General features: G+C 69.9%; 20 protein-coding genes and 3 tRNA genes. All 23 read right to left on the reverse strand.

The window, feature by feature from the left end:
* Positions 1-189: 189 nt before the first annotated feature.
* Complete coding sequence (fusA, locus tag OG617_RS10160; protein ID WP_405100709.1) at positions 190-2,286, reverse strand: elongation factor G; 2,097 nt, start codon at positions 2,284-2,286, stop codon at positions 190-192.
* Positions 2,287-2,361: 75 nt separating this feature from the next.
* Positions 2,362-2,832: a 30S ribosomal protein S7 gene (gene rpsG, locus OG617_RS10165; RefSeq protein ID WP_320066534.1), complete on the reverse strand. Its 471-nt coding sequence runs from the start codon at positions 2,830-2,832 to the stop codon at positions 2,362-2,364.
* Position 2,833: 1 nt separating this feature from the next.
* Entirely contained in the window at positions 2,834-3,208 is a 375-nt protein-coding gene (gene rpsL / locus OG617_RS10170) for a 30S ribosomal protein S12 (RefSeq protein ID WP_007465318.1), read from the reverse strand.
* A 554-nt stretch (positions 3,209-3,762) separates the two neighbouring features.
* Entirely contained in the window at positions 3,763-4,131 is a 369-nt protein-coding gene (locus OG617_RS10175) for a hypothetical protein (RefSeq protein ID WP_405103606.1), read from the reverse strand.
* A gap of 668 nt (positions 4,132-4,799) precedes the next feature.
* Positions 4,800-5,168: a hypothetical protein gene (locus OG617_RS10180; protein ID WP_161685925.1), complete on the reverse strand. Its 369-nt coding sequence runs from the start codon at positions 5,166-5,168 to the stop codon at positions 4,800-4,802.
* 190 nt (positions 5,169-5,358) lie between these two features.
* Entirely contained in the window at positions 5,359-9,246 is a 3,888-nt protein-coding gene (locus tag OG617_RS10185) for a DNA-directed RNA polymerase subunit beta' (protein WP_405100711.1), read from the reverse strand.
* 85 nt (positions 9,247-9,331) lie between these two features.
* On the reverse strand, positions 9,332-12,763 hold the full coding sequence (locus OG617_RS10190; protein WP_405100713.1) for a DNA-directed RNA polymerase subunit beta: 3,432 nt from the start codon (positions 12,761-12,763) through the stop codon (positions 9,332-9,334).
* A gap of 580 nt (positions 12,764-13,343) precedes the next feature.
* Positions 13,344-13,727 (reverse strand): 50S ribosomal protein L7/L12, encoded by a 384-nt coding sequence (rplL, locus tag OG617_RS10195; RefSeq protein ID WP_396677166.1) that lies wholly within the window; start codon positions 13,725-13,727, stop codon positions 13,344-13,346.
* Between the two features lie 53 nt (positions 13,728-13,780).
* Positions 13,781-14,326 carry a 50S ribosomal protein L10 gene (rplJ, locus tag OG617_RS10200; protein WP_117665089.1) on the reverse strand — a complete coding sequence of 182 codons (546 nt, stop codon included), beginning with the start codon at positions 14,324-14,326 and terminating at the stop codon, positions 13,781-13,783.
* Positions 14,327-14,727: 401 nt separating this feature from the next.
* Positions 14,728-15,417, reverse strand: coding sequence for a hypothetical protein (locus tag OG617_RS10205; protein ID WP_405100716.1), 690 nt, complete (start codon positions 15,415-15,417; stop codon positions 14,728-14,730).
* Complete coding sequence (locus OG617_RS10210; protein ID WP_405100718.1) at positions 15,414-16,427, reverse strand: ATP-binding cassette domain-containing protein; 1,014 nt, start codon at positions 16,425-16,427, stop codon at positions 15,414-15,416. The genes OG617_RS10205 and OG617_RS10210 overlap by 4 nt, the downstream gene beginning before the upstream one ends.
* A gap of 78 nt (positions 16,428-16,505) precedes the next feature.
* Positions 16,506-17,222: a 50S ribosomal protein L1 gene (gene rplA / locus OG617_RS10215; protein ID WP_396677172.1), complete on the reverse strand. Its 717-nt coding sequence runs from the start codon at positions 17,220-17,222 to the stop codon at positions 16,506-16,508.
* Between the two features lie 81 nt (positions 17,223-17,303).
* Positions 17,304-17,738, reverse strand: a complete 435-nt coding sequence (rplK, locus tag OG617_RS10220; protein WP_396677174.1) for a 50S ribosomal protein L11 — start codon at positions 17,736-17,738, stop codon at positions 17,304-17,306.
* A 185-nt stretch (positions 17,739-17,923) separates the two neighbouring features.
* Entirely contained in the window at positions 17,924-18,646 is a 723-nt protein-coding gene (nusG, locus tag OG617_RS10225) for a transcription termination/antitermination protein NusG (RefSeq protein WP_396677176.1), read from the reverse strand.
* A 39-nt stretch (positions 18,647-18,685) separates the two neighbouring features.
* A complete protein-coding gene (gene secE, locus OG617_RS10230) occupies positions 18,686-19,078 on the reverse strand; it encodes a preprotein translocase subunit SecE (protein WP_161685944.1) in 393 nt (130 codons plus the stop codon).
* A 210-nt stretch (positions 19,079-19,288) separates the two neighbouring features.
* Positions 19,289-19,361 (reverse strand) — tRNA-Trp (locus tag OG617_RS10235).
* Positions 19,362-19,488: 127 nt separating this feature from the next.
* A complete protein-coding gene (locus tag OG617_RS10240) occupies positions 19,489-19,881 on the reverse strand; it encodes a MaoC family dehydratase (RefSeq protein ID WP_405100721.1) in 393 nt (130 codons plus the stop codon).
* 1 nt (position 19,882) lies between these two features.
* The gene (locus OG617_RS10245; protein WP_405100723.1) at positions 19,883-20,329 is read right to left on the reverse strand and encodes a MaoC family dehydratase N-terminal domain-containing protein; all 447 of its coding nucleotides are present in this window, start codon (positions 20,327-20,329) and stop codon (positions 19,883-19,885) included.
* Positions 20,330-20,449: 120 nt separating this feature from the next.
* The gene (gene rpmG, locus OG617_RS10250) at positions 20,450-20,617 is read right to left on the reverse strand and encodes a 50S ribosomal protein L33 (RefSeq protein ID WP_092378713.1); all 168 of its coding nucleotides are present in this window, start codon (positions 20,615-20,617) and stop codon (positions 20,450-20,452) included.
* Positions 20,618-20,750: 133 nt separating this feature from the next.
* A tRNA-Met gene (locus OG617_RS10255) sits at positions 20,751-20,823 on the reverse strand.
* 25 nt (positions 20,824-20,848) lie between these two features.
* Positions 20,849-20,921 (reverse strand) — tRNA-Thr (locus OG617_RS10260).
* A gap of 127 nt (positions 20,922-21,048) precedes the next feature.
* Positions 21,049-23,580 (reverse strand): putative bifunctional diguanylate cyclase/phosphodiesterase, encoded by a 2,532-nt coding sequence (locus OG617_RS10265; protein ID WP_405100726.1) that lies wholly within the window; start codon positions 23,578-23,580, stop codon positions 21,049-21,051.
* A gap of 108 nt (positions 23,581-23,688) precedes the next feature.
* Positions 23,689-23,829: a hypothetical protein gene (locus OG617_RS10270; RefSeq protein ID WP_396677187.1), complete on the reverse strand. Its 141-nt coding sequence runs from the start codon at positions 23,827-23,829 to the stop codon at positions 23,689-23,691.
* Between the last annotated feature and the right edge of the window lie 165 nt (positions 23,830-23,994).

Consider the following 23,994-nt stretch of genomic DNA (forward strand, 5'->3'; position numbering starts at 1 on the left):
CGCCCGGCGCGCCAGGTCGGCGCTTAGGACTCTGTCGACAGCCTTTCCGGCCTCGCGGCCGGATAGCTTTGGTGGGTTCTGCGGCGATGAAGCCTACAGGCCCGGTCTCACGCGGCCCGACCGAGGTGGCCGCAGGCGGGGATACCTCCCGCGGCCAGCCCCGGATCATCCGGTCAGCTCAGGTGAGCGTCACTCACCCGTAGCCTTGGCGATGATCTCCTTCGCCACGCTCTGCGGAACCTCGGCGTAGGAGTCGAACTGCATGCTGTAGCTAGCCCGGCCCTGGGTCTTCGACCGCAGGTCGCCGACGTAGCCGAACATCTCCGACAACGGCACCAGGGCCTTCACGATGCGGGCGCCGCTGCGCTCCTCCATCGCCTGGATGATGCCACGGCGGGAGTTGAGGTCGCCGATGACGTCACCCATGTTCTCCTCAGGAGTGGTGACCTCAACGGCCATCATCGGCTCGAGCAGTGCGGGGTCGGCCTTGCGGGCCGCCTCCTTCATCACCATCGAGCCGGCGATCTTGAACGCCATTTCCGAGGAGTCGACCTCGTGGTACTGGCCGTCCAGCAGCGTCAGCTTGACGCCGACCAGCGGGAAGCCGGCCAGGATGCCGTACTGCAGCGCGTCCTGGGCGCCCGCGTCCACCGACGGGATGAACTCCCGGGGGATACGGCCACCGGTGACGCCGTTGGCGAACTCGTACGTCGGGGAGTCGTTGTCCAACGGCAGCGGCTCCACGCTGACGATGACCCGGGCGTACTGGCCGGAACCACCGGTCTGCTTCTTGTGGGTGTACTCGATCTTATCCACCTTGCGGCGGATGGTCTCGCGGTACGCCACCTGCGGCTTGCCGATGTTCGCCTCGACGTTGAACTCGCGGCGCATCCGGTCGACCAGGATGTCCAGGTGCAGCTCGCCCATGCCGGAGATGACCGTCTGACCGGTCTCCTCGTCCAGCTTGACGCGGAAGGTCGGGTCCTCCTCCGCCAGGCGCTGGATGGCGGTGCTGAGCTTCTCCTGGTCGGCCTTGGTCTTCGGCTCGATGGCGACCTCGATGACCGGCTCCGGGAAGGTCATCGACTCCAGGATGACCGGGTTCGCCGGGTCGCACAGCGTGTCACCGGTGGTGGTCTGCTTCAGACCCTGCACCGCGATGATGTCGCCAGCCTGGGCCGAGCCGCGCTCTTCCCGCTTGTTGGCGTGCATCTGGTAGATCTTGCCGATCCGCTCCTTGCGGTCCTTGGTGGAGTTGACCACCTGGTTGCCGGTCTCGATCACGCCGGAGTAGACCCGGACGTAGGTGAGCTTGCCAAGGTGCTTGTCGGTCTGGATCTTGAAGGCGAGGCCGGCGAACGGCTCCGACTTCGACGGCTTCCGGTGCAGCGGCGTCTCGCCGTCGGTCGCCGTGCCCTCGATCGCCGGAACGTCCAGCGGCGACGGCAGGAAGTCCACGACCGCGTCGAGCATGGGCTGGATGCCCTTGTTCTTGAAGGCGGTACCGGTGAGCACCGGGTTGGCCTTGCCACCGATGGTGGCGCGGCGGATCGCGGCCTTGATCTCCTCGACGGAGATCTCCTCGCCCTCCAGGTACTTCTCCATCACCGCGTCGTCGACGTCGGCCAGGGTCTCGATCAGCTTCTCGCGCCACTCCGCGGCGGAGTCGGCGAGGTCGGCCGGGATCTCCTCGATCGCGTAGTCCTCACCCTTCTGGGTCTCCCCGCGCCAGGTGAGGGCGCGCATGCCGATCAGGTCGACGACGCCGATGAAGTCGCTCTCGGCGCCGATCGGGATCTGGAGCACCAGCGGGGTGGCGTTGAGCCGGTCGATCATCATCTGCACGCAGCGGAAGAAGTCCGCGCCGGTCCGGTCGAGCTTGTTGACGAAGCACATCCGCGGGACGTCGTACTTGTCGGCCTGACGCCAGACGTTCTCCGTCTGCGGCTCCACGCCGGCCACACCGTCGTAGACCGCGACCGCACCGTCCAGCACCCGCAGCGACCGCTCGACCTCGACCGTGAAGTCGACGTGACCGGGCGTGTCGATGATCTGGATCGTGTGGCCCTTCCACTCACACTTGGTAGCAGCGGAGGTGATGGTGATACCACGCTCCTGCTCCTGCTCCATCCAGTCCATGACGGCAGCGCCCTCGTGAACCTCACCGATCTTGTACGTGATACCGGTGTAGAAGAGGATCCGCTCGGTGGTGGTGGTCTTACCGGCATCGATGTGAGCCATGATGCCGATGTTGCGTACGTTGGCGAGCGCGTCTGCGGCGGCCACTTCAATCCCTACTTATCGTCGTCTCGACACAACTGGTGGCGGTTCCGGCGCCGCGAGGGCGCCGGAACCAGGGTGTTACCAGCGGTAGTGCGCGAAGGCCTTGTTCGACTCGGCCATCTTGTGCGTGTCCTCGCGCCGCTTCACGGCGGCACCCAGACCGTTGCTCGCGTCCAGCAGTTCGTTCATGAGCCGCTCGATCATGGTCTTCTCGCGCCGGGCCTTGGAGTACGTCACCAGCCAGCGCAGGCCGAGGGTGGTCGCGCGGGTCGGGCGGACCTCGACCGGCACCTGGTAGGTGGCGCCACCGACACGGCGGCTGCGCACCTCGAGGGTCGGCTTGACGTTGTCCATCGCCCGCTTGAGGGTGACGACCGGGTCGGTGCCGGACTTCTCGCGGCAGCCCTCCAGGGCGGCGTACACGATACGCTCGGCGAGCTGACGCTTACCGCGCATGAGGATCTTGTTCACCAACTGGGTGACCAACGGCGAGTTGTACACCGGGTCAGCGACCAGCGGCTTCCGCGGAGCGGGTCCCTTACGCGGCATCTCAGCTCTTCTCCTTCTTCGCGCCGTAACGGCTGCGCGCCTGCTTGCGGTTGCGGACACCCTGGGTGTCCAGCGAACCGCGAACGATCTTGTAACGCACGCCGGGGAGGTCCTTCACCCGGCCGCCGCGGACGAGCACGATCGAGTGCTCCTGCAGGTTGTGACCCACGCCCGGGATGTAGGCGGTCACCTCGATCTGGCTGCTGAGCTTGACACGAGCGACCTTGCGGAGCGCCGAGTTCGGCTTCTTGGGGGTGGTGGTGTACACGCGGGTGCACACGCCGCGCCGCTGAGGGGAACCCTTCAGCGCCGGGGTCTTGGTCTTGGTCGTCTTGGCCTGGCGGCCCTTTCGGACCAGCTGCTGAATCGTGGGCACCGGGTTTCTCCGCTCCCTTCGGCCGCCATCCGGCGGCCGCGCCGTCTACTCGTAACCAACCCTGATGGGAAGGCTCTCCTACATTCCGGCCAGGGCCACCTTGCGGAGGTCCCGGCACCCGCGGTCGGGCGTGTCGCCCAGCTCACGGTCCCGGTGCTGTCGCTCGCGCGCGCACCGGATCGTCTGTCACCGGCACGCGATCACCCGCGCCGGATCTTTGGCTCTGTCGTGTCGCCGCATGATCACCAGGTCGCCCGGGTCCAGCGCACGCACGAGTTGCCCGGGCAGGCCCGGGCACAAGGGGAAAGAGTACCTATCACAGCCGCGCAGGTCAAAACGGAGGGGCCCGGATCAGCGTCACCGCCCTGCCGGCCGAACCGTCGTGCCTGCCCATCCGCGACGGGCACCTGCGGAAACGAGTGTAACGGCTTCCACCGGATACGCCCCGGTCGCCCCCGCCCGCGCCGTCCGCGCCCGCCGTCGGTGGCTCGGCCTGCCCGGGCACCTCTGGCCGGCCGCCTGACGTTGTCGATCACCGGGCCCGGCGGGCCGGCTCAGCCGAGGCCGAGAAGCAGCGCCAGGCCCAGACCGAGCAGGCTGAGCACCAGGCCCGCCGCGCCGCAACTGATCCCGGCCAGGGCCAGGCCCCGGCCGGTGAACCGCACCGCAGGCGGCGGCGCGGGTCGCCGGATCTGTCGCGTGCCGAGCAGACCGGCCACCACGGCCGCCGCCCCGGCCAGCACCCCGAGGAACGTGAACACGCCGGCGGCCCAGGCCCCCTGTGAGCCCGCGGTCGCCCCCAGGCAGATCACCAGGACCGAGACCAGGGCCGAGACGATCCCGGCCACCAACGAGCCGACCGCGAGCCCGGAGGTGACCGGGGGGACGTCGAGGTGCACCACACCGAACGGGGTGCCCGGCACCCGGTCGACCCGCTTCGGCGGCCGGGGGGCCTCCCGCGGCGGCGGGGGCACCCGCCCCCAGCCGGTGCCCGGCCCACCCCAGCCGGTGCCCGGCCCACCCCAGCCGGTGCCCGGCCCACCCCAGCCGACACCCGCCTGCTGGCCCGGATACCCCACCGGTCCCGCCGCGGGGTAAGCCCCGGCCGGCTGCCCGGACCAGGGCGCCTGCGCCGGGTACGGGCCGGCAGGTCGCTCACCGCCGGGCGGACCGGCCGGTCGCTCACCGCCGGCCGGCGACGACCAGCCGGCGGGCGACCCGGTGCCCGGGTGCGGCACGGGACCGGCCGGCGGGAACGGGCCCTGAGGAAAACCCGCGCTCCCGGCCGACGGGGGCGGGGAGACCGGCGGGGGCGCGTACTCCACGGAGGCGACCTCCGGGGCGATGTGGGGCCCGGTGTCCGCGTCGGCAGCCGGCCTGACCCACAGGCTCTCCCCCGACGAAGCGGGAGGCCCGGTCGGGTCCGAGGGCGCGGCGGGTCGCTCCGCCGGATCGCCCGAGGGCCGCGCCGGTTCCGTCACGAGGGCCTCCTGTCGCCGGTCGGTGTCCACCGCCGCGCGACGGACACCGGTCAGGCTACCGCCGCCGCCCCAGCCCTCGTGGGTGGGCGGGGACGCATCCCCCGGGACGGTCAGTCCACGTTCGGCGCGTAGTCGTGCCCGAACGGCTGCCCGGCCAGCCGGACCAGCCCGATCACCACCGCCACCACGACGGTCGTCGCGACCAGAACCAACCCCGTCCAGGCCAGCCGCTCCCCCCTCCGCAGCCAAACGCCGCCGGTGAGGAAACCCCCTGAGGCGTACGCCTCCCGGCGAGCCTGACGGGCCAGCACGAGGGCGAGCGTGGCCGGCACCACCCCACCGACGAAGAGCCCGGTGAGCGCGCCCATCAGGCCGAGGGCGAAGACCGCGCGGGCCTTGCTGGACCGGACCGGGTCAGGGTCGAGCGGATGACGCGGCCCCTGCTGCGCGACGGGCACCTGCCCGGGTGCGGTCGTCATGCCCACCATCATGCCCCTCCGGCCCGGTCGGCGACCCCGGCCCGGCCGCCCTCTTCCCCCACTGGAACCACCCGCCGGTGAGACGAGGCCCAGCACGGCACGACAGCCGGGAGATCTCTTTCAATCGATCCTCGGTTCGAGATGCGACGAGGCCCCCGGCGGCTGCCGGGGGCCTCGTCGTTCCTACTGCTTAGCGGTACGACCCGAAGTCGAAGTCGTCCAGCGGCACAGCCTGCCCGCTGGCCGGCCCGAAGCCGTAGTCGCTCTCCGGGTAGCCGGTCATCGAGTAGACCTTGGCCTTGGCCTCCTCGGTCGGCTCGACCCGGACGTTGCGGTACTTGCTGATGCCCGTACCGGCCGGGATGAGCTTACCGATGATCACGTTCTCCTTGAGGCCGACCAGCGAGTCGCTGCGCGAGTTGATCGCCGCGTCGGTCAGCACCCGGGTGGTCTCCTGGAAGGAGGCCGCCGACAGCCAGGAGTCCGTGGCCAGCGAGGCCTTGGTGATACCCATCAGCACCGGGCGACCGGCGGCGGGCTCGCCGCCCTCGGAGACGAGCCGGCGGTTCTCCGACTCGAACAGCGCCCGGTCGACCAGCACGCCCGGCAGGAACTCGGTCGAGCCGGAGTCGATGACCGTCACCCGCTTCAACATCTGGCGGATGATGATCTCGATGTGCTTGTCGTGGATGAGCACACCCTGCGAGCGGTAGACCTGCTGGACCTCCTGGGTCAGGTGGACCTGGACCGCGCGCGGGCCGAGGATGCGCAGCAGCTCGTGCGGGTCGATGGTGCCCTCGGTGAGCTTCTCGCCGACCTCGACGTGGTCGCCGTCGTGGGCCCGCAGACGGACCCGCTTGGAGATCTTGTCGTAGACGATCTCCTCGCTGCCGTCGTCCGGCACAACGATGATCTTCCGCGACCGCTCGCCGTCCTCGATCCGGATCCGGCCCGGGGTGTCGGCGATCGGCGCCTTGCCCTTCGGGACCCGGGCCTCGAAGATCTCCTGGACACGGGGCAGACCCTGGGTGATGTCCTCACCCGCGACACCACCGGTGTGGAACGTACGCATCGTCAGCTGCGTACCGGGCTCACCGATCGACTGGGCGGCGATGATGCCGACCGCCTCGCCGACGTCCACGGTCTTGCCGGTCGGCAGCGAGCGGCCGTAGCACGCACCGCAGACGCCCAGCTTCGACTCGCAGGTGAGCACGCTGCGCACCCGCACCGTCTCCACCCCGGCGGCGACGATCCGGTCGACCCCGATGGAGTTGATGTCCTGGCCGCGCTCGGCGACGACGTTGCCGTCCGGCCCCTTGATGTCGTCCGCCAGGGTCCGGGCGTGCACGCTGGTCTCGGCGTGCTCGTGGACGTACAGCTTGCCGTCGCGCCGCTCGCCGATCTGCATCGGGATGGCCCGGTCGGTGCCGCAGTCCTCCTCGCGGATGATGACGTCCTGCGACACGTCCACCAGACGACGGGTCAGGTAACCCGAGTCGGCGGTCCGCAGCGCGGTGTCGGCGAGACCCTTACGGGCACCGTGCGTGGAGATGAAGTACTCCAGCACGGACAGACCCTCCCGGTAGCTGGCCTTGATCGGCCGGGGGATGATCTCGCCCTTCGGGTTGGCCACCAGACCACGGATCGCGGCGATCTGACGGAGCTGGAGCAGGTTACCGCGGGCACCCGAGTGGATCATCTTCCACAGCGGGTTCTCCTGCGGCAGCGCGGTGTCCATCTCCTTGGCGACCTCGTTGGTCGCCTTGGTCCAGATCTCGATGAGCTCGCCGCGACGCTCCTCGGCGGTCATCAGACCCCGCTGGTACTGCTTGTCGATCCGGTCGGCTTCCTTCTCGTACTTCTCCAGGATCTCCCGCTTGCGCGGCGGAGCGATGACGTCCTCCATGCCGATCGTCACGCCGGACCAGGTGGCCCAGTGGAAACCGGCCTCCTTGAGGCCGTCCAGGGTGGCGGCCAGCGCCACCTTCGGGAAGCGCTCGGCCAGGTCGTTGACGATCGCGGAGAGCTGCCCCTTGCGGATCTCGTAGTTCACGAAGCGGTAGCCCTGCGGCAGCGTCTCGTTGAACAGCACCCGGCCCAGGGTGGTCTCGACGGTGAGCGCGTCACCCTCGACCCAGCCCTCCGGCGCGACCCACTGCTCGGCTCCGGCGCCGTTGTCGACCCCGACCAGCCCGCGCAGGCGGATCCTCACCGGCGCCTGCAGGTGCAGCTCGCTGGCGTCGAAGGCCATCCGGGCCTCGGCGTCCGAGCTGAACGGCCGGCCCTCGCCCTTCTCACCGGCCCTGAGGTGGGTGAGGTGGTAGAGGCCGATGACCATGTCCTGGGTGGGCATGGTGACCGGCTTGCCGTCGGCCGGCTTGAGGATGTTGTTCGACGACAGCATCAGGATCCGCGCCTCGGCCTGAGCCTCGGCGGACAGCGGCACGTGCACCGCCATCTGGTCACCGTCGAAGTCGGCGTTGAACGCGGTGCAGACCAGCGGGTGGATCTGGATCGCCTTGCCCTCGACGAGCTGCGGCTCGAAGGCCTGGATGCCCAGTCGGTGCAGGGTCGGCGCGCGGTTCAGCAGCACCGGGTGCTCGCCGATGACCTCTTCCAGCACGTCCCACACGACCGGCCGCTGCCGCTCGACCATCCGCTTGGCGGACTTGATGTTCTGCGCGTGGTTGAGGTCCACCAGTCGCTTCATCACGAACGGCTTGAACAGCTCCAGCGCCATCTGCTTGGGCAGCCCACACTGGTGCAGCTTCAGCTTCGGGCCGACCACGATGACCGAACGGCCGGAGTAGTCGACGCGCTTGCCGAGCAGGTTCTGCCGGAACCGGCCCTGCTTGCCCTTGAGCATGTCGGACAGCGACTTGAGCGGGCGGTTGCCTGGGCCGGTGACCGGCCGGCCGCGGCGGCCGTTGTCGAACAGCGCGTCGACGGCCTCCTGGAGCATCCGCTTCTCGTTGTTGACGATGATCTCGGGCGCGCCGAGGTCGATCAGCCGCTTGAGGCGGTTGTTCCGGTTGATCACGCGGCGGTACAGGTCGTTCAGGTCGGAGGTCGCGAAGCGGCCACCGTCGAGCTGCACCATCGGGCGCAGGTCCGGCGGAATGACCGGGACGCAGTCCAGCACCATGCCGAGCGGCGAGTTGCGGGTGTTCAGGAACGCCGCGACGACCTTGAGCCGCTTGAGCGCCCGGATCTTCCGCTGGCCCTTGCCGGAGCGGATGGTCTCGCGCAGGCTCTCGGCCTCGGTGGCGAGGTCCATGTTCTGGACCAGCGCCTTGATGGCCTCGGCGCCCATCGCACCGGTGAAGTACTCGCCGAACCGGTCGCGCAGCTCGCGGTAGAGCAGCTCGTCGGTGACCAGCTGCTTCGAGTCCAGCTTGCGGAAGGTGTCGAGCACCTCGTCCAGGCGGTCGATCTCGCGCTGGGCCCGGTCGCGGATCTGGCGCATCTCGCGCTCTCCGCCCTCCTTGACCTTGCGCCGGACGTCCGCCTTCGCGCCCTCGGCCTCCAGCTCGGCCAGGTCGGCCTCGAGCTTGGCGGCCCGCTTCTCGATCTCCGAGTCGCGGCTGTTCTCGGCCTGTCGCTTCTCGGCCAGGATCTCGTTCTCGATGGTCGAGAGGTCGCGGTGACGCGACTCGGCATCTACGCTCGTGATCACGTACGAGGCGAAGTAGATGATCTTTTCGAGGTCCTTCGGGGCAAGGTCCAGCAGGTAGCCCAGCCGGCTCGGCACGCCCTTGAAGTACCAGATGTGGGTCACCGGAGCGGCCAGCTCGATGTGACCCATCCGCTCCCGGCGGACCTTGGAGCGGGTCACCTCGACGCCGCAGCGCTCGCAGATGATGCCCTTGAACCGGACCCGCTTGTACTTACCGCAGTAGCACTCCCAGTCCCGCTGCGGGCCGAAGATCTTCTCGCAGAAGAGCCCGTCCTTTTCCGGCTTGAGGGTGCGGTAGTTGATCGTCTCAGGCTTCTTGACCTCGCCGTGCGACCACTGACGGATGTCGTCGGCGGTGGCGAGACCGATGCGCAGCTCGTCGAAGAAGTTGACGTCGAGCACTATGTCCCCTATGTCGTCGTCTGTACTGCTTAGCTATTGGGTGGGGTCGGTCGGGAGCCGGCGAGCCAGCTCCCGACCGCTCACCTCAGACCTCTTCGACCGAGCTCGGCTCGCGCCGGGACAGGTCGATGCCCAGCTCCTCCGCGGCCCGGAACACCTCGTCGTCGGTCTCGCGCATCTCCAGGGCCACACCGTCGCTGGAGAGCACCTCCACGTTGAGGCACAGCGACTGCAGCTCCTTGAGCAACACCTTGAACGACTCCGGAATGCCCGGCTCTGGGATGTTCTCGCCCTTGACGATCGCCTCGTAGACCTTGACCCGGCCCAGGACGTCGTCGGACTTGATCGTGAGCAGCTCCTGCAGGGCGTACGCGGCGCCGTACGCCTGCATCGCCCAGCACTCCATCTCACCGAAGCGCTGGCCACCGAACTGCGCCTTACCACCCAGCGGCTGCTGCGTGATCATCGAGTACGGGCCGGTCGACCGGGCGTGGATCTTGTCGTCGACCAGGTGGTTGAGCTTCAGGATGTAGATGTAGCCGACCGCGATCGGGTCCGGCAGCGGCTCGCCCGAACGGCCGTCGAACAGCTGCGCCTTGCCGGTGGAGCCGATCAGCTGCTTGCCGTCCCGGTTGGGCAGGGTCGACGAGAGCAGGCCGGAGATCTCCTCCTCGCGGGCGCCGTCGAAGACCGGCGTGGCCACGTTGGTGTCCGGCCCGGACTCGTGCGCCTCGATGGAGCGCAGCTGGCGCTTCCAGTCGGTGTCGTCGCCGTCCACGCTCCAACCCGTCTTGGCCACCCAGCCGAGGTGCGTCTCCAGCACCTGGCCGATGTTCATGCGGGACGGAACACCCAGCGGGTTCAGCACGATGTCGACCGGGGTGCCGTCCTCCAGGAACGGCATGTCCTCGATCGGCAGGATCTTCGAGATGACGCCCTTGTTGCCGTGCCGGCCGGCGAGCTTGTCGCCGTCCTGGATCTTCCGCTTCTGGGCGACGTAGACCCGGACCAGCTCGTTGACGCCCGGGGGCAGCTCGTCGCCGTCCTCCCGGGAGAAGGTACGCACGCCGATGACCGTGCCGGTCTCACCGTGCGGCACCTTCAGCGAGGTGTCCCGGACCTCGCGCGCCTTCTCGCCGAAGATCGCGCGGAGCAGCCGCTCCTCCGGGGTCAGCTCGGTCTCGCCCTTGGGCGTGACCTTGCCGACCAGGATGTCACCGGGGACGACCTCGGCGCCGATCCGGATGATCCCGCGCTCGTCGAGGTCGGCGAGCATTTCCTCGCTGACGTTCGGGATGTCGCGGGTGATCTCCTCCGGGCCGAGCTTGGTGTCCCGGGCGTCGACCTCGTGCTCCTCGATGTGGATCGAGGTGAGCACGTCCTGCTGCACGAGGCGCTGCGACAGGATGATCGCGTCCTCGTAGTTGTGGCCCTCCCAGCACATGAACGCCACCAGCAGGTTGCGCCCGAGCGCCATCTCGCCCTCGTCGGTGCACGGACCGTCGGCGATGACCTGACCGGCCTCGACGCGGTCGCCCTCGAAGACGACCGGCTTCTGGTTGACGCAGGAGCCGGCGTTGGAGCGGCGGAACTTGTGCAGCAGGTACGTCCGGCGGTGGCCGTCGTCCTGGTGGATGGTGATGTAGTCGGCGCAGAGGTCCTCGATGACACCGCCGAACTCGGCCACGACCACGTCACCGGCGTCGACGGCGGCGCGGTACTCCATGCCGGTGCCGACCAACGGCGACTCGGCCTTGACCAGCGGCACCGCCTGGCGCTGCATGTTCGCGCCCATCAGTGCCCGGTTGGCGTCGTCGTGCTCGAGGAACGGGATCATCGCGGTCGCGACCGAGGTCATCTGCCGCGGCGACACGTCCATGTAGTCGACGGCGGCGGGAATCACGTCCTCGGTCTCGCCACCCTTACGGCGACACAGGACCCGGTCCTCGGCGAACGTGCCGTCGGCCTTCAGCCGCGCGTTGGCCTGCGCCTTGACGAACCGGTCCTCCTCGTCCGCGGTCAGGTAGTCGATCTGGTCGGTGACCCGACCCTCGACGACCTTCCGGTACGGCGTCTCGATGAAGCCGAACGGGTTGACCCGGGCGAAGGTGGAGAGCGCGCCGATCAGGCCGATGTTTGGGCCTTCCGGCGTCTCGATCGGGCACATCCGGCCGTAGTGGGACGGGTGCACGTCGCGGACCTCGAAGCCGGCCCGCTCCCGGGACAGACCACCCGGGCCGAGCGCGCTCAGCCGGCGCCGGTGGGTCAGGCCCGCCAGCGGGTTGGTCTGGTCCATGAACTGGGACAGCTGCGACGTGCCGAAGAACTCCTTGATCGCCGCCACGACGGGGCGGATGTTGATCAGGGTCTGCGGCGTGATCGCCTCGACGTCCTGGGTGGTCATCCGCTCGCGGACGACCCGCTCCATCCGGGACAGGCCGACCCGGACCTGGTTCTGGATCAGCTCGCCCACGGTGCGCAGGCGCCGGTTGCCGAAGTGGTCGATGTCATCGGCCTCGTAGCCGTCCTCGCCGGCGTGCAGCCGGCACAGGTACTCCACGGTGGCGACGATGTCGTCCTCGGTCAGGGTGCCGGTGGTGATCGGCACGCCCACTTCGAGCTTCTTGTTGAACTTGTACCGACCGACCTTGGCGACGTCGTACCGCTTCGGGTTGAAGAAGAGGTTGTCGAGCAGGGTCTGGGCGTTCTCACGGGTCGGCGGCTCGCCAGGGCGGAGCTTCCGGTAGATGTCGAGCAACGCCTCGTCGGCGCCGGCGATGTGGTCCTTCTCGAGCGTGGTCATCAGCAGCTCGGACCAGCCGAACTTCTCGCGGATCCGCTCGGCGGACCAACCGATGGCCTTGAGCAGGACCGTGACGGCCTGCCGGCGCTTGCGGTCGATGCGGACGCCGACCGTGTCGCGCTTGTCGATGTCGAACTCCAGCCAGGCACCCCGACTCGGGATGACCTTGACGCTGGAGAGGTCGCGGTCGGAGGTCTTGTCCGGCTCTTTCGAGAAGTACACGCCCGGCGAGCGGACGAGCTGGCTGACCACGACGCGCTCGGTGCCGTTGATGATGAAGGTGCCCTTCGGCGTCATCATCGGGAAGTCACCCATGAACACCGTCTGGCTCTTGATCTCGCCGGTGGTGTTGTTGGTGAACTCCGCGGTCACGAACAGCGGGGCGCAGTAGGTCAGGTCCTTCTCCTTGCACTCCTCGATCGAGGCCTTGACCTCATCGAAGCGCGGTGCCGAGAAGGAGAGCGACATGGTGCCGGAGAAGTCCTCAATGGGACTGATCTCTTCGAGGATTTCCGCGAGACCCGAGCGTGCGTGCGGGTCGTCCGCCGACCGGCCCTGCCAACCCTCGTTGCCGACGAGCCAGTCGAAGGACTCGTTCTGGATGGCGAGGAGGTTGGGGACCTCGAGGTGTTCGGTGATCCTGCCGAAAGAGACTCGGCGGGGAGCGAAAGCGCTCGACGTACGACTGGTCTTCGCAGGGCGGGAAGCTGCCAAGATGCGTCCTTCCGAGGACCGGTGCTGCAGAACGGCTGGTACGCGTGCACTCCAATATCCCCACCAGAAATACCCGCAATCGGACATTCCTGCGCAGGGGTCAAGTCGGAAGGCAGCGCAAACTAGCAGTGTAGCCGAGAGGCTAACCGCTGTCCAGCCCAGCCCGCAGGTCGTCGCGGAACGCGCCTCGGCATCCCCCGAAAGAGGGACGACCGGGCCGCTCTGAACGCGGCGGACCTACGGCTCCGCTCGGGCGCGGCGGCCGGTGGTGCCGCCGCTGCCAATACCCAAGAGGTGGCCGTTGCAAGCGCGGAAGGTCTTGCAGGTGTCAGCGTGCCTGGCGGCCCGGGGCCGCGTCAAGGGCCGGTCTCGCTGGCGACACGTGTTTCCCACCGACGGGCGACCTCCGCTCCGGCCGTACCGCCGGGCGCCGGGCGCCCGCGCCCTGCTCAGAACGTTGCTGGCGGTCCCAGCACGAACACGGCGGGCGACGATCCAAAATTTGGATCGTCGCCCGCCGTGTCGGAGTGTGCCCCGGCTCACGTGAACCTTGAGCCGGGCGCGCGCCCGGTCAGCCCAATTACTTGAGGGTGACCTTGGCGCCTTCGCCCTCGAGCTTGGCCTTGGCCTTCTCGGCGGTCTCCTTGTTGACCTTCTCCAGGATGGCCTTCGGCGCGGACTCGACCGCGTCCTTGGCCTCCTTGAGGCCCAGGCCGGTCAGCTCACGCACGACCTTGATGACCTGGATCTTCTTGCCACCGTCGGCCTCGAGAACGACGTCGAACTCGTCCTTCTCCGGCTCGGCCTCGGCGGCGGTCGGGGCAGCGCCCCCGGCGGCGACGGCGACCGGAGCCGCGGCGGTGACCTCGAAGGTCGTCTCGAACTGCTTCACGAACTCGGAGAGCTCGATCAGCGTCATCTCCTTGAACGCGTCAAGCAGCTCGTCGGTGCTGAGCTTCGCCATATCTGGCGTCCTTTCCTAATGTTTGACTAAGAACGTGGGTGCGCCGCGGGGCCTCAGGCCGCCTCGGCGCCCTCCTTCTCGCGCTTGTCCTGCAGGGCTGCCGCCAGACGGGCGGTCTTCGACAGCGGGGCCTGGAACAGGGCCGCGGCCTTGCTCAGGTTGCCCTTCATCGCGCCGGCCAGCTTGGCCAGCAGCACCTCGCGGGACTCCAGGTCGGCAAGCTTCGTGACCTCGGCCGCGGAAATGGCCTTGCCCTCGAAGACGCCGCCCTTGATGACAAGCTTCGGGTTGGCCTTCGCGAAGTCGCGAAGCCCCTTCGCCGCCTCGACGACGTCGCCCGAAACGAAAGTCAGCGCGGTAGGACCGGTGAACAGCTCGTCGAGCCCGGAGATGCCCGCGTCGGTCGCGGCACGCTTCGCCAGCGTGTTCTTCGCGACCGTGTAGGTGGTCTCCTTGCCGAGCGAGCGCCGCAGCTGGGTGAGCTGGGAAACCGTCAGACCACGGTACTCGGTCAGCACCGTAGCGCCCGCGTTGCGGAAGTTCTCGGTCAGCTCGACGACGGCCGTGGCCTTGTCGGCCCGGATCGGCTTGTCCGCCATGTCCCTCCTCTCTCGTTGCTCCAGGCTGGTCCACCGGGAAGCCGGCAGGCTTCCGCGATACCGGAGGGCCGCGACAACGAGAAACGCCCCGGCGCAGGGCGCACGGGGCGAGGGCCGGCCGGTCGCACCGCAGTCGGCGGACCACGGGAACACGGCCAAGTTTCGCTTGCCGCCCTGCGCGGGTCGCCCGTCAAAGCGGGACCTTCGACCGTGCCGAAGCACGGTGACCAGCGGTCTCTGGGTGTTACTTCGCCCCGAAGGTTACGCGACACGCCCCGTGACCACCAAATCGCCCCCGGGTGCGCCCCGTCACTCCCCCGCCGGTGATCGACCCGTGCACCGGGCACCGGGCCCCCAGCGGCCCGGGAGGACCCAACGCGCGGCACCCCGGGCGGTCGCGATCAGACGCGGACCCGCCGGCGCCAGGCGTACATGGCCAGGGCCGTCGCGCTCCAGGCGACCCCCCACCCGCTGAGCAGGGCCAGGGTGGCGCCGGACGGTCCGGCGGCGGCGGCCCGGGCGGTGGACATCACCGGCGGCGCCAACCACGGGATCACCGAGTCGGAGAGACCCAGGACCAGCGTTCCGACCACGCCGAGCGCCAGCACCGCGACGCTGTACCCGGCGCTGCCCGTGACGGCCCGGCTGGCCAGCGCGCCGAGCGCCACGGCTGCCGGCAGGGCGAGCAGGTGCGCCCAGACGCCGAGGGCGACACCGGCGGCCAGCGACCGGCCGCCCGGCGTCACCTGGCTGGTCACCCCGCCCACCAGCCACGGGTAGACCAGCCCGGCGGCGACCGTGCCGAGCCCGGCCACGACCGCCGCGAGCAGCCCGGCGGCCCGCTCCCGGGCCGCCCCGGCGAGCACCAGTGCCAGCCGGCGCTGCACGTCCGGCTCGACGTCGAGCAGGATCTTGGTCTGCCAGGCCAGCACCGGGAACAGCACCACCGCCGAGACGCCGTACGCCTCGCCCGGCTGGGCCCGCCCGCCGCCGTAGAGGACGCCGAGGGCGAGCAGGCCGGCCAGCAGGGGCGCGATCGCCCGTCCGGTACGCAGGAAGCCGGCCAGCCTCATCCGGACCAGCGCGCTCACCGGCTCGCCCGCCCTGCCGGCCCGGAGGCCCGCACGCTCCCGCCCGCCCCGGCGGCAGGGCCCGGCGGACCGCCGACCGGAGGCGCGACGAGTGCGGCGGGCGCGCCGGTCACGGGAGCCGCCGGCTCCCCCACGGCGGCAGCGCCCGGCTCTCTGGCGGCGGAGCCGGGCGCGTCACCGGCGACGAGGGTGGCCGGCTCCCCGGCAACCGGTGCGACCAGTTCTCCGGCGACGAGGGCGGCCAGCTCCCCGGCGGGGGCGGCGGGCGGGGCGGCGTCGGAGCGTACCCGTAGGACGTGGTGGCCGTCGGCGCGCAACCGGGCGACGGTGCCGGCCACCCGCGCGGCCGGCACCGCGACCTCGACCACGACGAGCGCGTCGGCCGGCGTGTCGGCCGACGCCTGCGCGGTGACGGTGCTGTCGGCGACGGCCCAGCGGGCCGCGCCCGGCAGCCGTGCCGTCTCGCCCCGATGGTCGCTGACCAACACCGACCCGCCGGCCGTAAGCACCTCGCCGATCAGCCCGGGGACCAGTTCCCGGGCGGCGGCGTCGAGGCCTTCCCACGGCTCGTCGAGGATGAGCAGATCGGGCCGGCGCAGCATCGCCTGGGCCAGGCCCACCTTCTGAGCCGTGCCCTTGGACAGCTCGGGAAGGCGTACATCGCGGAACCGCGTCAGGCCCAGCCGCTCGGTCCACCGGTCGACCGCCAGGTCCGCCTCGCCCCCGCCCAGTCCGGCCACCCGGGCCATCCCGGTCAGGTAACGCCTCACGGTGAACGGCTGGTCGACGGGGAATCGCTCCGGCACCCAGCCGACGTGCTGCGGGCGGTCGACGACCCGGCCCCGGGTCGGCCTGAGCACCCCGGCCGCCAACTGGAGCAGAGTGGACTTGCCTACGCCGTTGCGGCCGAGCACCACGGCTGCCTCGCCCGGGTCGAGCCGCAGGCTGGTCTCCCGCAACACCCACGGGCCGCGCCGGTGGTACCGCAGCCACACGTCCTCCCACCGCATGCCGCGAGCCTGCCACACCAGTGAGACGGAAAGGGCCCCGCCACGAGTCGTGGCGGGGCCCCGTCGAGGCAGCGGTGCTCAGGCCTCGGTCGTGCCCTCCTGGAGGTTCTTGACCAGGTTCGGGTCGACCGGAACGCCCGGGCCCATCGTGGTGGTGAGGGTGACCTTCTTGAGGTACTTGCCCTTCGACGACGACGGCTTGGCCCGCAGCACCTCGTCGAGGACGGCGGCGTAGTTGTCGACCAGCTGGGACTCGGAGAACGAGGCCTTGCCGATGATCAGGTGGAGGTTGGAGTGCTTGTCCACCCGGAAGGTGATCTTGCCGCCCTTGATGTCCGCGACGGCCTTGGTGACGTCCATGGTCACCGTGCCGGTCTTCGGGTTCGGCATGAGGCCGCGCGGGCCCAGGATCCGCGCGATCCGGCCGATCTTGGCCATCTGGTCCGGGGTGGCGATCGCCGCGTCGAAGTCGAGCCAACCACCCTGGATCCGGGCGACGAGCTCGTCGGTGCCCACCTCGTCCGCACCGGCGGCCGCGGCCTCCTCGGCCTTCGCGCCGGAGGCGAAGACGATCACGCGGGCGGTCTTGCCGGTGCCGTGCGGCAGGTTGACCACGCCACGGACCATCTGATCCGCCTTGCGGGGGTCGACGCCGAGGCGCATGGCGACCTCGACCGTGGCGTCGAACTTGGCGTTGGTGGTGTCCTTGGCGATCTTGACAGCCTCGGCCGGGGTGTAGAGCTTCGACCGGTCGATGACCTCGGCGGCCTTGCGGTAGGTCTTGCTGCGCTGCATTTCTTGCTACTCCTGTGGTCTATGGCGGGCCGCGGTGACCGCGCGCCCTCCCACGAATTGACGGGGAAGCGGTGACCGAGGTCAGTCGGAGACGGTGATGCCCATCGACCGGGCGGTGCCGGCGATGATCTTCTGAGCCTGGTCGATGTCGTTGGCGTTGAGGTCCGACATCTTCTTCTCGGCGATCTCGCGCAGCTGGGCCCGGGTGACGGAGCCGACCTTCTCGCTCTGCGGCACGCCGGAACCCTTCTCGACGCCGGCGGCCTTGATCAGCAGCCGGGCGGCGGGCGGGGTCTTCAGCACGAAGCTGAAGGTGCGGTCCTCGTACACGCTGATCTCGGCGGGGACGATGTCGCCCCGCTGGGACTCGGTCTGCGCGTTGTAGGTCTTGCAGAACTCCATGATGTTCACGCCGTGCTGGCCGAGCGCGGGGCCGACCGGCGGCGCCGGCGTGGCCTGGCCCGCCTTCAGCTGAAGCGTGAACGTCTTGACGAGCTTCTTCTTCTTCGGAGGCATGTCTCTTCCTGGGGCTTGGAACTGGGAAAGGTGCCGGCCGGGGGCGCGCACGGTCAGCGCGATGCGACGGCCGACGTTCTAGAGTAGCGCAATGCTCCGCCGCCCCCTACGCCGAGGTCCGGCGGAGGGGGCGGAACGGATACGCCGGCGGCGGGCTGTTGCCCCACCGCCGGCGACCGGGAACGTCAGATCTTGGTGACCTGGTTGAAGTTCAGCTCGACCGGGGTCTCCCGGCCGAAGATCGACACCAGCACCTTGAGCTTCTGCTGGTCGGCGTTGATCTCGCTGATCGTCGCCGGCAGCGAGGCGAACGCGCCGTCGGTGACGGTGACCGAGTCGCCCACCTCGAAGTCCAGCACCCTGATCTCGGGCTTGGCCTTCTTCTGCCCGGTCTCGACCGCGGGGGCGAGCCACTTGAGCACCTCGTCGAGGCTCAGCGGCGCCGGCCGGTCGGCCCGGTCGGTCGCCCCCACGAACCCGGTGACCCCGGGGGTGTTGCGCACGCAGGAGTAGGACTCCGCGGTCAGCTCCATCCGGACCAGGATGTAGCCGGGGAACACCTTGGCCTGGATCTGGGACCGCTTGCCGTTCTTGACCTCGACCTCTTCCCGGGTCGGCACCTCGACCTGGTAGATGTAGTCCTCCATGTCGAGGGAGGTGATCCGGGTCTCGAGGTTGGTCTTGACCTTGTTCTCGTAGCCGGCGTACGAGTGCACCACGTACCAGTCGCCCGGCGCGTAGCGCAGCTTCTGACGCAGCTCCGCGACCGGGTCGAAGTCCTCTTCCGGGGCGGGCTCGGTGGTCGGAAAGTCCGGCTCGCTGGCGGCCTCGACCGACTCATCGTTGGCCGCCGTCGCCACCGCGGACTGCTCGTCCGTGGTCTCGGCGGTCTCGTCGTACTCAGGCACGCTCGCTCACTTCCGTCACTATCGGCTTGAGTCAGCCGGTCAGCTGGGGTTGCCGAAGACCCACAGCACGCCCTTCGCGAAGGCGTAGTCCAAGCCTGCCACGATCGTCAGCATCACCGCGACGAAGGTGACGACCACGGCGGTGTAGGTCAGCAGCTCCTTGCGGGTAGGCCAGATGACCTTACGCAGCTCGGCCACGACCTCGCGGAAGAACCGCGCGATGCGGGCGAACAACCCCACCCGCTCGGTGTCCTTGCGGGTCTTCCTCTCGTCGGCCGACTCAGCCTTGGCTCGCGCCCGGGTCGCCGTGCCGCCACGGGAGACCGGCTCGTCCGCGTCGGTGGCGTCGTCGGCGGCCACGTCGTCAACGACATCGTCGTTCAGACGATCGTCGTCGCCGGCGTCTTCGCTGTGCCGCTTGTTCTCGGCCACTTCGCCCTCCGTCGCGGGAATCGGGTCGCACGCCGGTGCGGCGTGCGCGGCGCTGGTCACGCCGGCCGGACCAACCGTCCCGCGACGGGCCGCGGCCGGCGGATCGACGGACGGGCCCGATGCCTCGGAACCACCCCGCCGATGCCACCACCACGGGCCGGACACCGCCGGTTGGCGGCGCGACCCACGGGAACGGTCAGGCCTGAGGCGCAGGGGTGACAGGACTTGAACCTGCAGCCTGCGGTTTTGGAGACCGCTGCTCTGCCAATTGAGCTACACCCCTGTGTGGCAACGCTCGCCCGACCCGGTCGTGCAGCACCGGGCGGGGTCACTTGCCCCACGGCGGACCAGTGTACGGGTAGCGAGGCCACTTTCCCAACTGGTCCGCCTCCTCGCGTGGCGGACCCCCCTCAGTGGGGCGTCCGGATCACCGCCCGGGCCTGCGAGAGCACCTTTTCGCCGCGGCACTTCACGGTGATGTCGAGCCTGGTCAGGCCCTCTTCGGTGGTGTCCTTGACCTTGGCGGTCACCTCGACCTCGATGCCGTCGTCATCGTCCGGAACGACCACCGGGCGGGTGAACCGGACCCCGTAGTCGACCACCGCGTCGGGCGCGCCGGCCCACTCGGTCACCGCCCGGCCGACCAGAGCCATGGTGAACATCCCGTGCGCGATCACCCCGGGCAGGCCGACGCCGGTGGCGAACCGGTCGCTCCAGTGGATCGGGTTGAAGTCGCCCGAGGCGCCCGCGTAGCGGACCAGGTCGGCCCTGGTGACCCGGAAGGTCTTGGTGGGCAGTTCCACGTCAGGCCTCCCCGCGTACGACGAGCTTGGACCAGACGGCGACCACGGGGTCGCCGGCGGCGGTGGTGACGTCGGTGCGGGTGGTCAGGAAGTCGTGCCCGCCCCGGCTGCTGATGTCCTCGATCGTGTTCGCGCAGACCAGTTCGTCACCGGCCACCACCGGGCGGGTGTAGGCGAACCGCTGGTCGCCGTGGACCACCCTGCTGTAGTCGATGCCGATCGCCGGGTCGTCGATGATCTGCCGGCTGGCGGCCATCGTCAGCACCACGGGGAAGGTCGGCGGGGCGACCACATCCGGGTGACCGAGCGCCTGGGCGGCCTCGGGGTCGTGGTACGCGGGGTCGGTGGCGCCGATCGCCGTGGCGAACTCGCGGATCTTCTCTCGGCCCACCTGGTAGGGGGCGGTCGGCGGATAGGTCCGGCCGACGAAGGACTGGTCCAAGGGCATGCCCGAGAACCTACACGGGAAGCACGAAAGCCGACCCGGGGGCGGACGTGCGGCAGAAGCCGCGCATCCGTTCCGGATCGGCGATCGGGTGTCGTGCGGCCGGCTCGCGCCAGCGACGGGTCAGCGGGTCTCGCGGTGAGCCGTGTGCCGGCCGTCCCGGGGGCAGAACTTCTTCAGCTCGATGCGGTCCGGGTCGTTGCGGCGGTTCTTGCGCGTGATGTAGTTGCGCTCCTTGCACTCCACACACGCCAAAGTGATCTTCGGCCGGACATCGGTAGCCTTCGCCACGGCGGAGTGCCTTCCTCGCTAACGGTCAACAACTACAACGCCTCAGCCTATGTGCTGGAAGCGCAGACATGCAAAGTGGGCGCCTGTGGCGCCCATCCCAACGACCACCGGGAACGAACCCGAGGGACGAGAGTAGCGGTGGCCGGAATTGAACCGGCGACACAGCGATTATGAGCCGCTTGCTCTGCCATCTGAGCTACACCGCCGCGGCGGGTCCAGCCGGACCCTTTGAGCCCCCTTACGGAATCGAACCGTAGACCTTCTCCTTACCATGGAGACGCTCTGCCGACTGAGCTAAGGGGGCTTGCACGATCACCCGGTGGCCGCGCAGAAGTAAGAGTACACGGCCCCGCCCCGGAGGTGAAATCGGATCCCCCCGCCGTCGGAAGGGTAAACGTCCGCCCAGGTCAGCGGCCTTCGGGCCGGACCCGTCAGGGGACGACGCGCAGCCGGCGGACGTCCGGGCCGACGAGCGCCTCGGACTCCAACTGGGCCCCGAACCACGCCTCCAGCCGCTCGTACGGCAGCGGGCGGCTGAACAGGAAGCCCTGGCCGATCTCGCAGCCGATGTCCTGGAGTAACTCCAGGGTCAGCTCGCTCTCCACGCCCTCGGCCACCACCGCCAGGCCGAACTGCTGGGAGAGGGTCACCACCGCGTTGACGATGGCCAGGTCGCCCGGGTCCGTCGCCATGCCCTGCACGAACGACCGGTCGACCTTCACCTCGTGCACCGGCAGCCGGCGCAGGTAGGCCAGCGAGGACGACCCGGTGCCGAAGTCGTCCACCGACAGGCGGACGCCGAGGTCGCGCAACCGGCACAGGGTCGGGATCGGGCGGTCGGTGCCGTCCAGCACCCCGGCCTCGCGGATCTCGAAGGTGAGCCGCTGCGGTGGGACGTCGTACTCGGCCAGCAGCTCGCGCACCTGATCGGGGAAGTGCCGGTCGGTGAGCGTACGGGCGGAGAGGTTGACCGCGACGGCGAGCGGCTGCTCGGTGTGCGTCCAGTCCCGGCTGCGCCGCAGCCCCTCCCGCAGCACCACCTCGGTGAGCCGGCCGAGCTGGCCGGTGTGCTCGGCCACCGCCACGAAGTCCTCCGGGGCGACCTCGCCGTGCGCGGGGTGCTCCCAGCGGGCCAGGCACTCCACCCCGACCAGCCGCCGGTCCCGCAGCGTCACCTTGGGCTGGAAGTAGACCTCCAGCGCGCCGTCGTCGAGGGCCTTGCGCAGGTCGCCGGCGAGGCCGAGCCGGCGCAGCGACCGGGACTCCAGGGCCGGGGTGAACAGCTGGATGCTGCCGGGCATGGACTTCGCCGCCGACGCGGCGAGGTCGACCCGCTGCAGCAGGGTCGCCGCGTCGCTGCCGTGATCGGGGTGCACGGCCACCCCGACTGCGGTGTCCACGTCGAGGGTGAACGCGTCGAAGACCATCTCGGCGCGGATCTCCTCACGCAGCCGCGCGGCCAGTTCCAGCGCCGCCTCGGCGTTCTCCAGCCGCAACGTCACCAGGAACTCGTCGCCGCCGGCCCGACCGACCAGGGCCGACGACGGCGCGGAGGCGCGCAGCCGGACGGCGACCTCGGCGAGGACCTGGTCCCCGGCGGCGTGGCCGAGCGACTCGTTGACCTGACGCAACCCGTCCACGTCGAACAGCAGCGCAGCGACCACCTCGCCCGGGGCCCGGATCTTCACGGCCTCGTCGAGCGCGCCGCTGATCCTCCGCCGGTTGGGCAGCTTCGTCAGCGTGTCGTGGTACGCGTCGTGTCGCAGCCGGTCGACCAGCCGGGAGTTCTCCAGGGCCACCGCCGCGTGCGCGGCCACCGTCTCGATCACGGGCACGTCGGCCGGGGTGAAGTGACCGAGGCTGCTGAGCCGGTTGACCACCTCCAGGGTGCCGATCACCGCCTCCCCCGAGCGCAGCGGCACGATGATCGCGTCCTTCGCGGGCGCGGTCCGCAGCATCTCCAACTGCTCCCGGTCGCCGCCGAGTCGGGCGCCGAGCGCCGCGGTCTGCCGCTGCTGCACGACCCGCTCCCGGACCGCCCCCGGGATCTTGGAGAAGTCGAGCAGGCCGCGCCCGTCGACCCGGGCGGTCAGCAGCACCTCCGGGTGCCGGCCCTGGGCGGGCAGCCACAGGGTGGCGTACTCGGCCTGCATGAGGGCGCGGACCCGGCCGAGCAGCGCGTCCGGCAGCGTGCCGTCCTGGCCGCTGCCGGTCATGGCCCGGGTCAGCTCGTAGATGTCGGCGAGGGTGCGGTGCTGGCGGAGAAAGTGGGCGTAGGCCCGATAGACCACGGCCGCCAGCACCGCGAGCGCCCCGAGCACCAGCAGCGACCAGTAGGTGGCGGTCAACGCGAGCAGGATGATCAGGCCGACGGTGGCGTTCACGCCGGCGACCAGCAGCGGCACGGTGGACGTGCGGACCACCTCGAGCCCGGCCTGCGAGCCCTGGAGCAGGGTGATCACGCCGACCACGGCGGCGAGGGTGACCAGGGTGATGGTGCTGACCGCCGCGAAGAGGATGCCCCAGGTGCCGGGCCCCACGCCCCTGATCGGGGGGAGCGCCAGCAGGACCAGCGCGGCGAGCGAGGTCGCCGCGGCGGAGCGGGCGACGTTGAAGGCGAACCTGGCCGGGCCGAGTCGGCGCCGGAGCTGGGCGATCAACGCAGCGAGGGTGGCAACCAGCACCAGGGTCAGCGGCGGAAGGTAGTACAGCGCCAGGACCAGCGGGATCTCGGTGATCGTGGCCGAGAACGTCTGTCGCCGGACGACGAAGCTCAGAACCGGCAGGTGGGCTGCGAACAGTGCGGTGAGCAGCAGCAGGCCCAGGCCCCACTCGCCGTACGGCTCCCGCTCGACCAGCGCGATCAGCAGGCAGCAGATGACAGCCAGGAACGCCAGCGGCCCGGTTATCAACCAGGCGAGGTCAGTCCCGCGTCGTCGCACGGCTGTCGCACGGCTCGTCATCCTGCTCCCTTGTCATCACCGAGAGTGAACTCCGCGCCGATGCCCGGTCGCTGCCGCCGTCGCCCGGTGACCCGGGCGACGGCGGGTGTCAAACGAACCGCGAAGAACCTAGTTCCACTCGAACTCGAGGGTCGCCCGGTCACCGGCGGCCGGGTCACCGGCGACGGAGGCAACCGAGGCGGCGCCGGAGGCGAGCGCGAAGAGCATCAGGGTCATGCCGAGCAGCCGACCCAGCTTTTGAGTAGGCATCTGTGGGGCTCCTCTGTCACGAAACGGGCAGCACGGGGGGCGTGAAGATTCCATGATGGTGCCACACGCACTGAGGGCAACAAAGCCCTCGGTGCCCTGGCTCCGCCTGGACGGCAGCAAGTCCGACCGATCGGCAGGACGCCCTGCCTGGCGGGGTGATACCCC

Source organism: Micromonospora sp. NBC_01412 (assembly GCF_045040215.1).
Lineage (GTDB): Bacteria > Actinomycetota > Actinomycetes > Mycobacteriales > Micromonosporaceae > Micromonospora > Micromonospora rubida.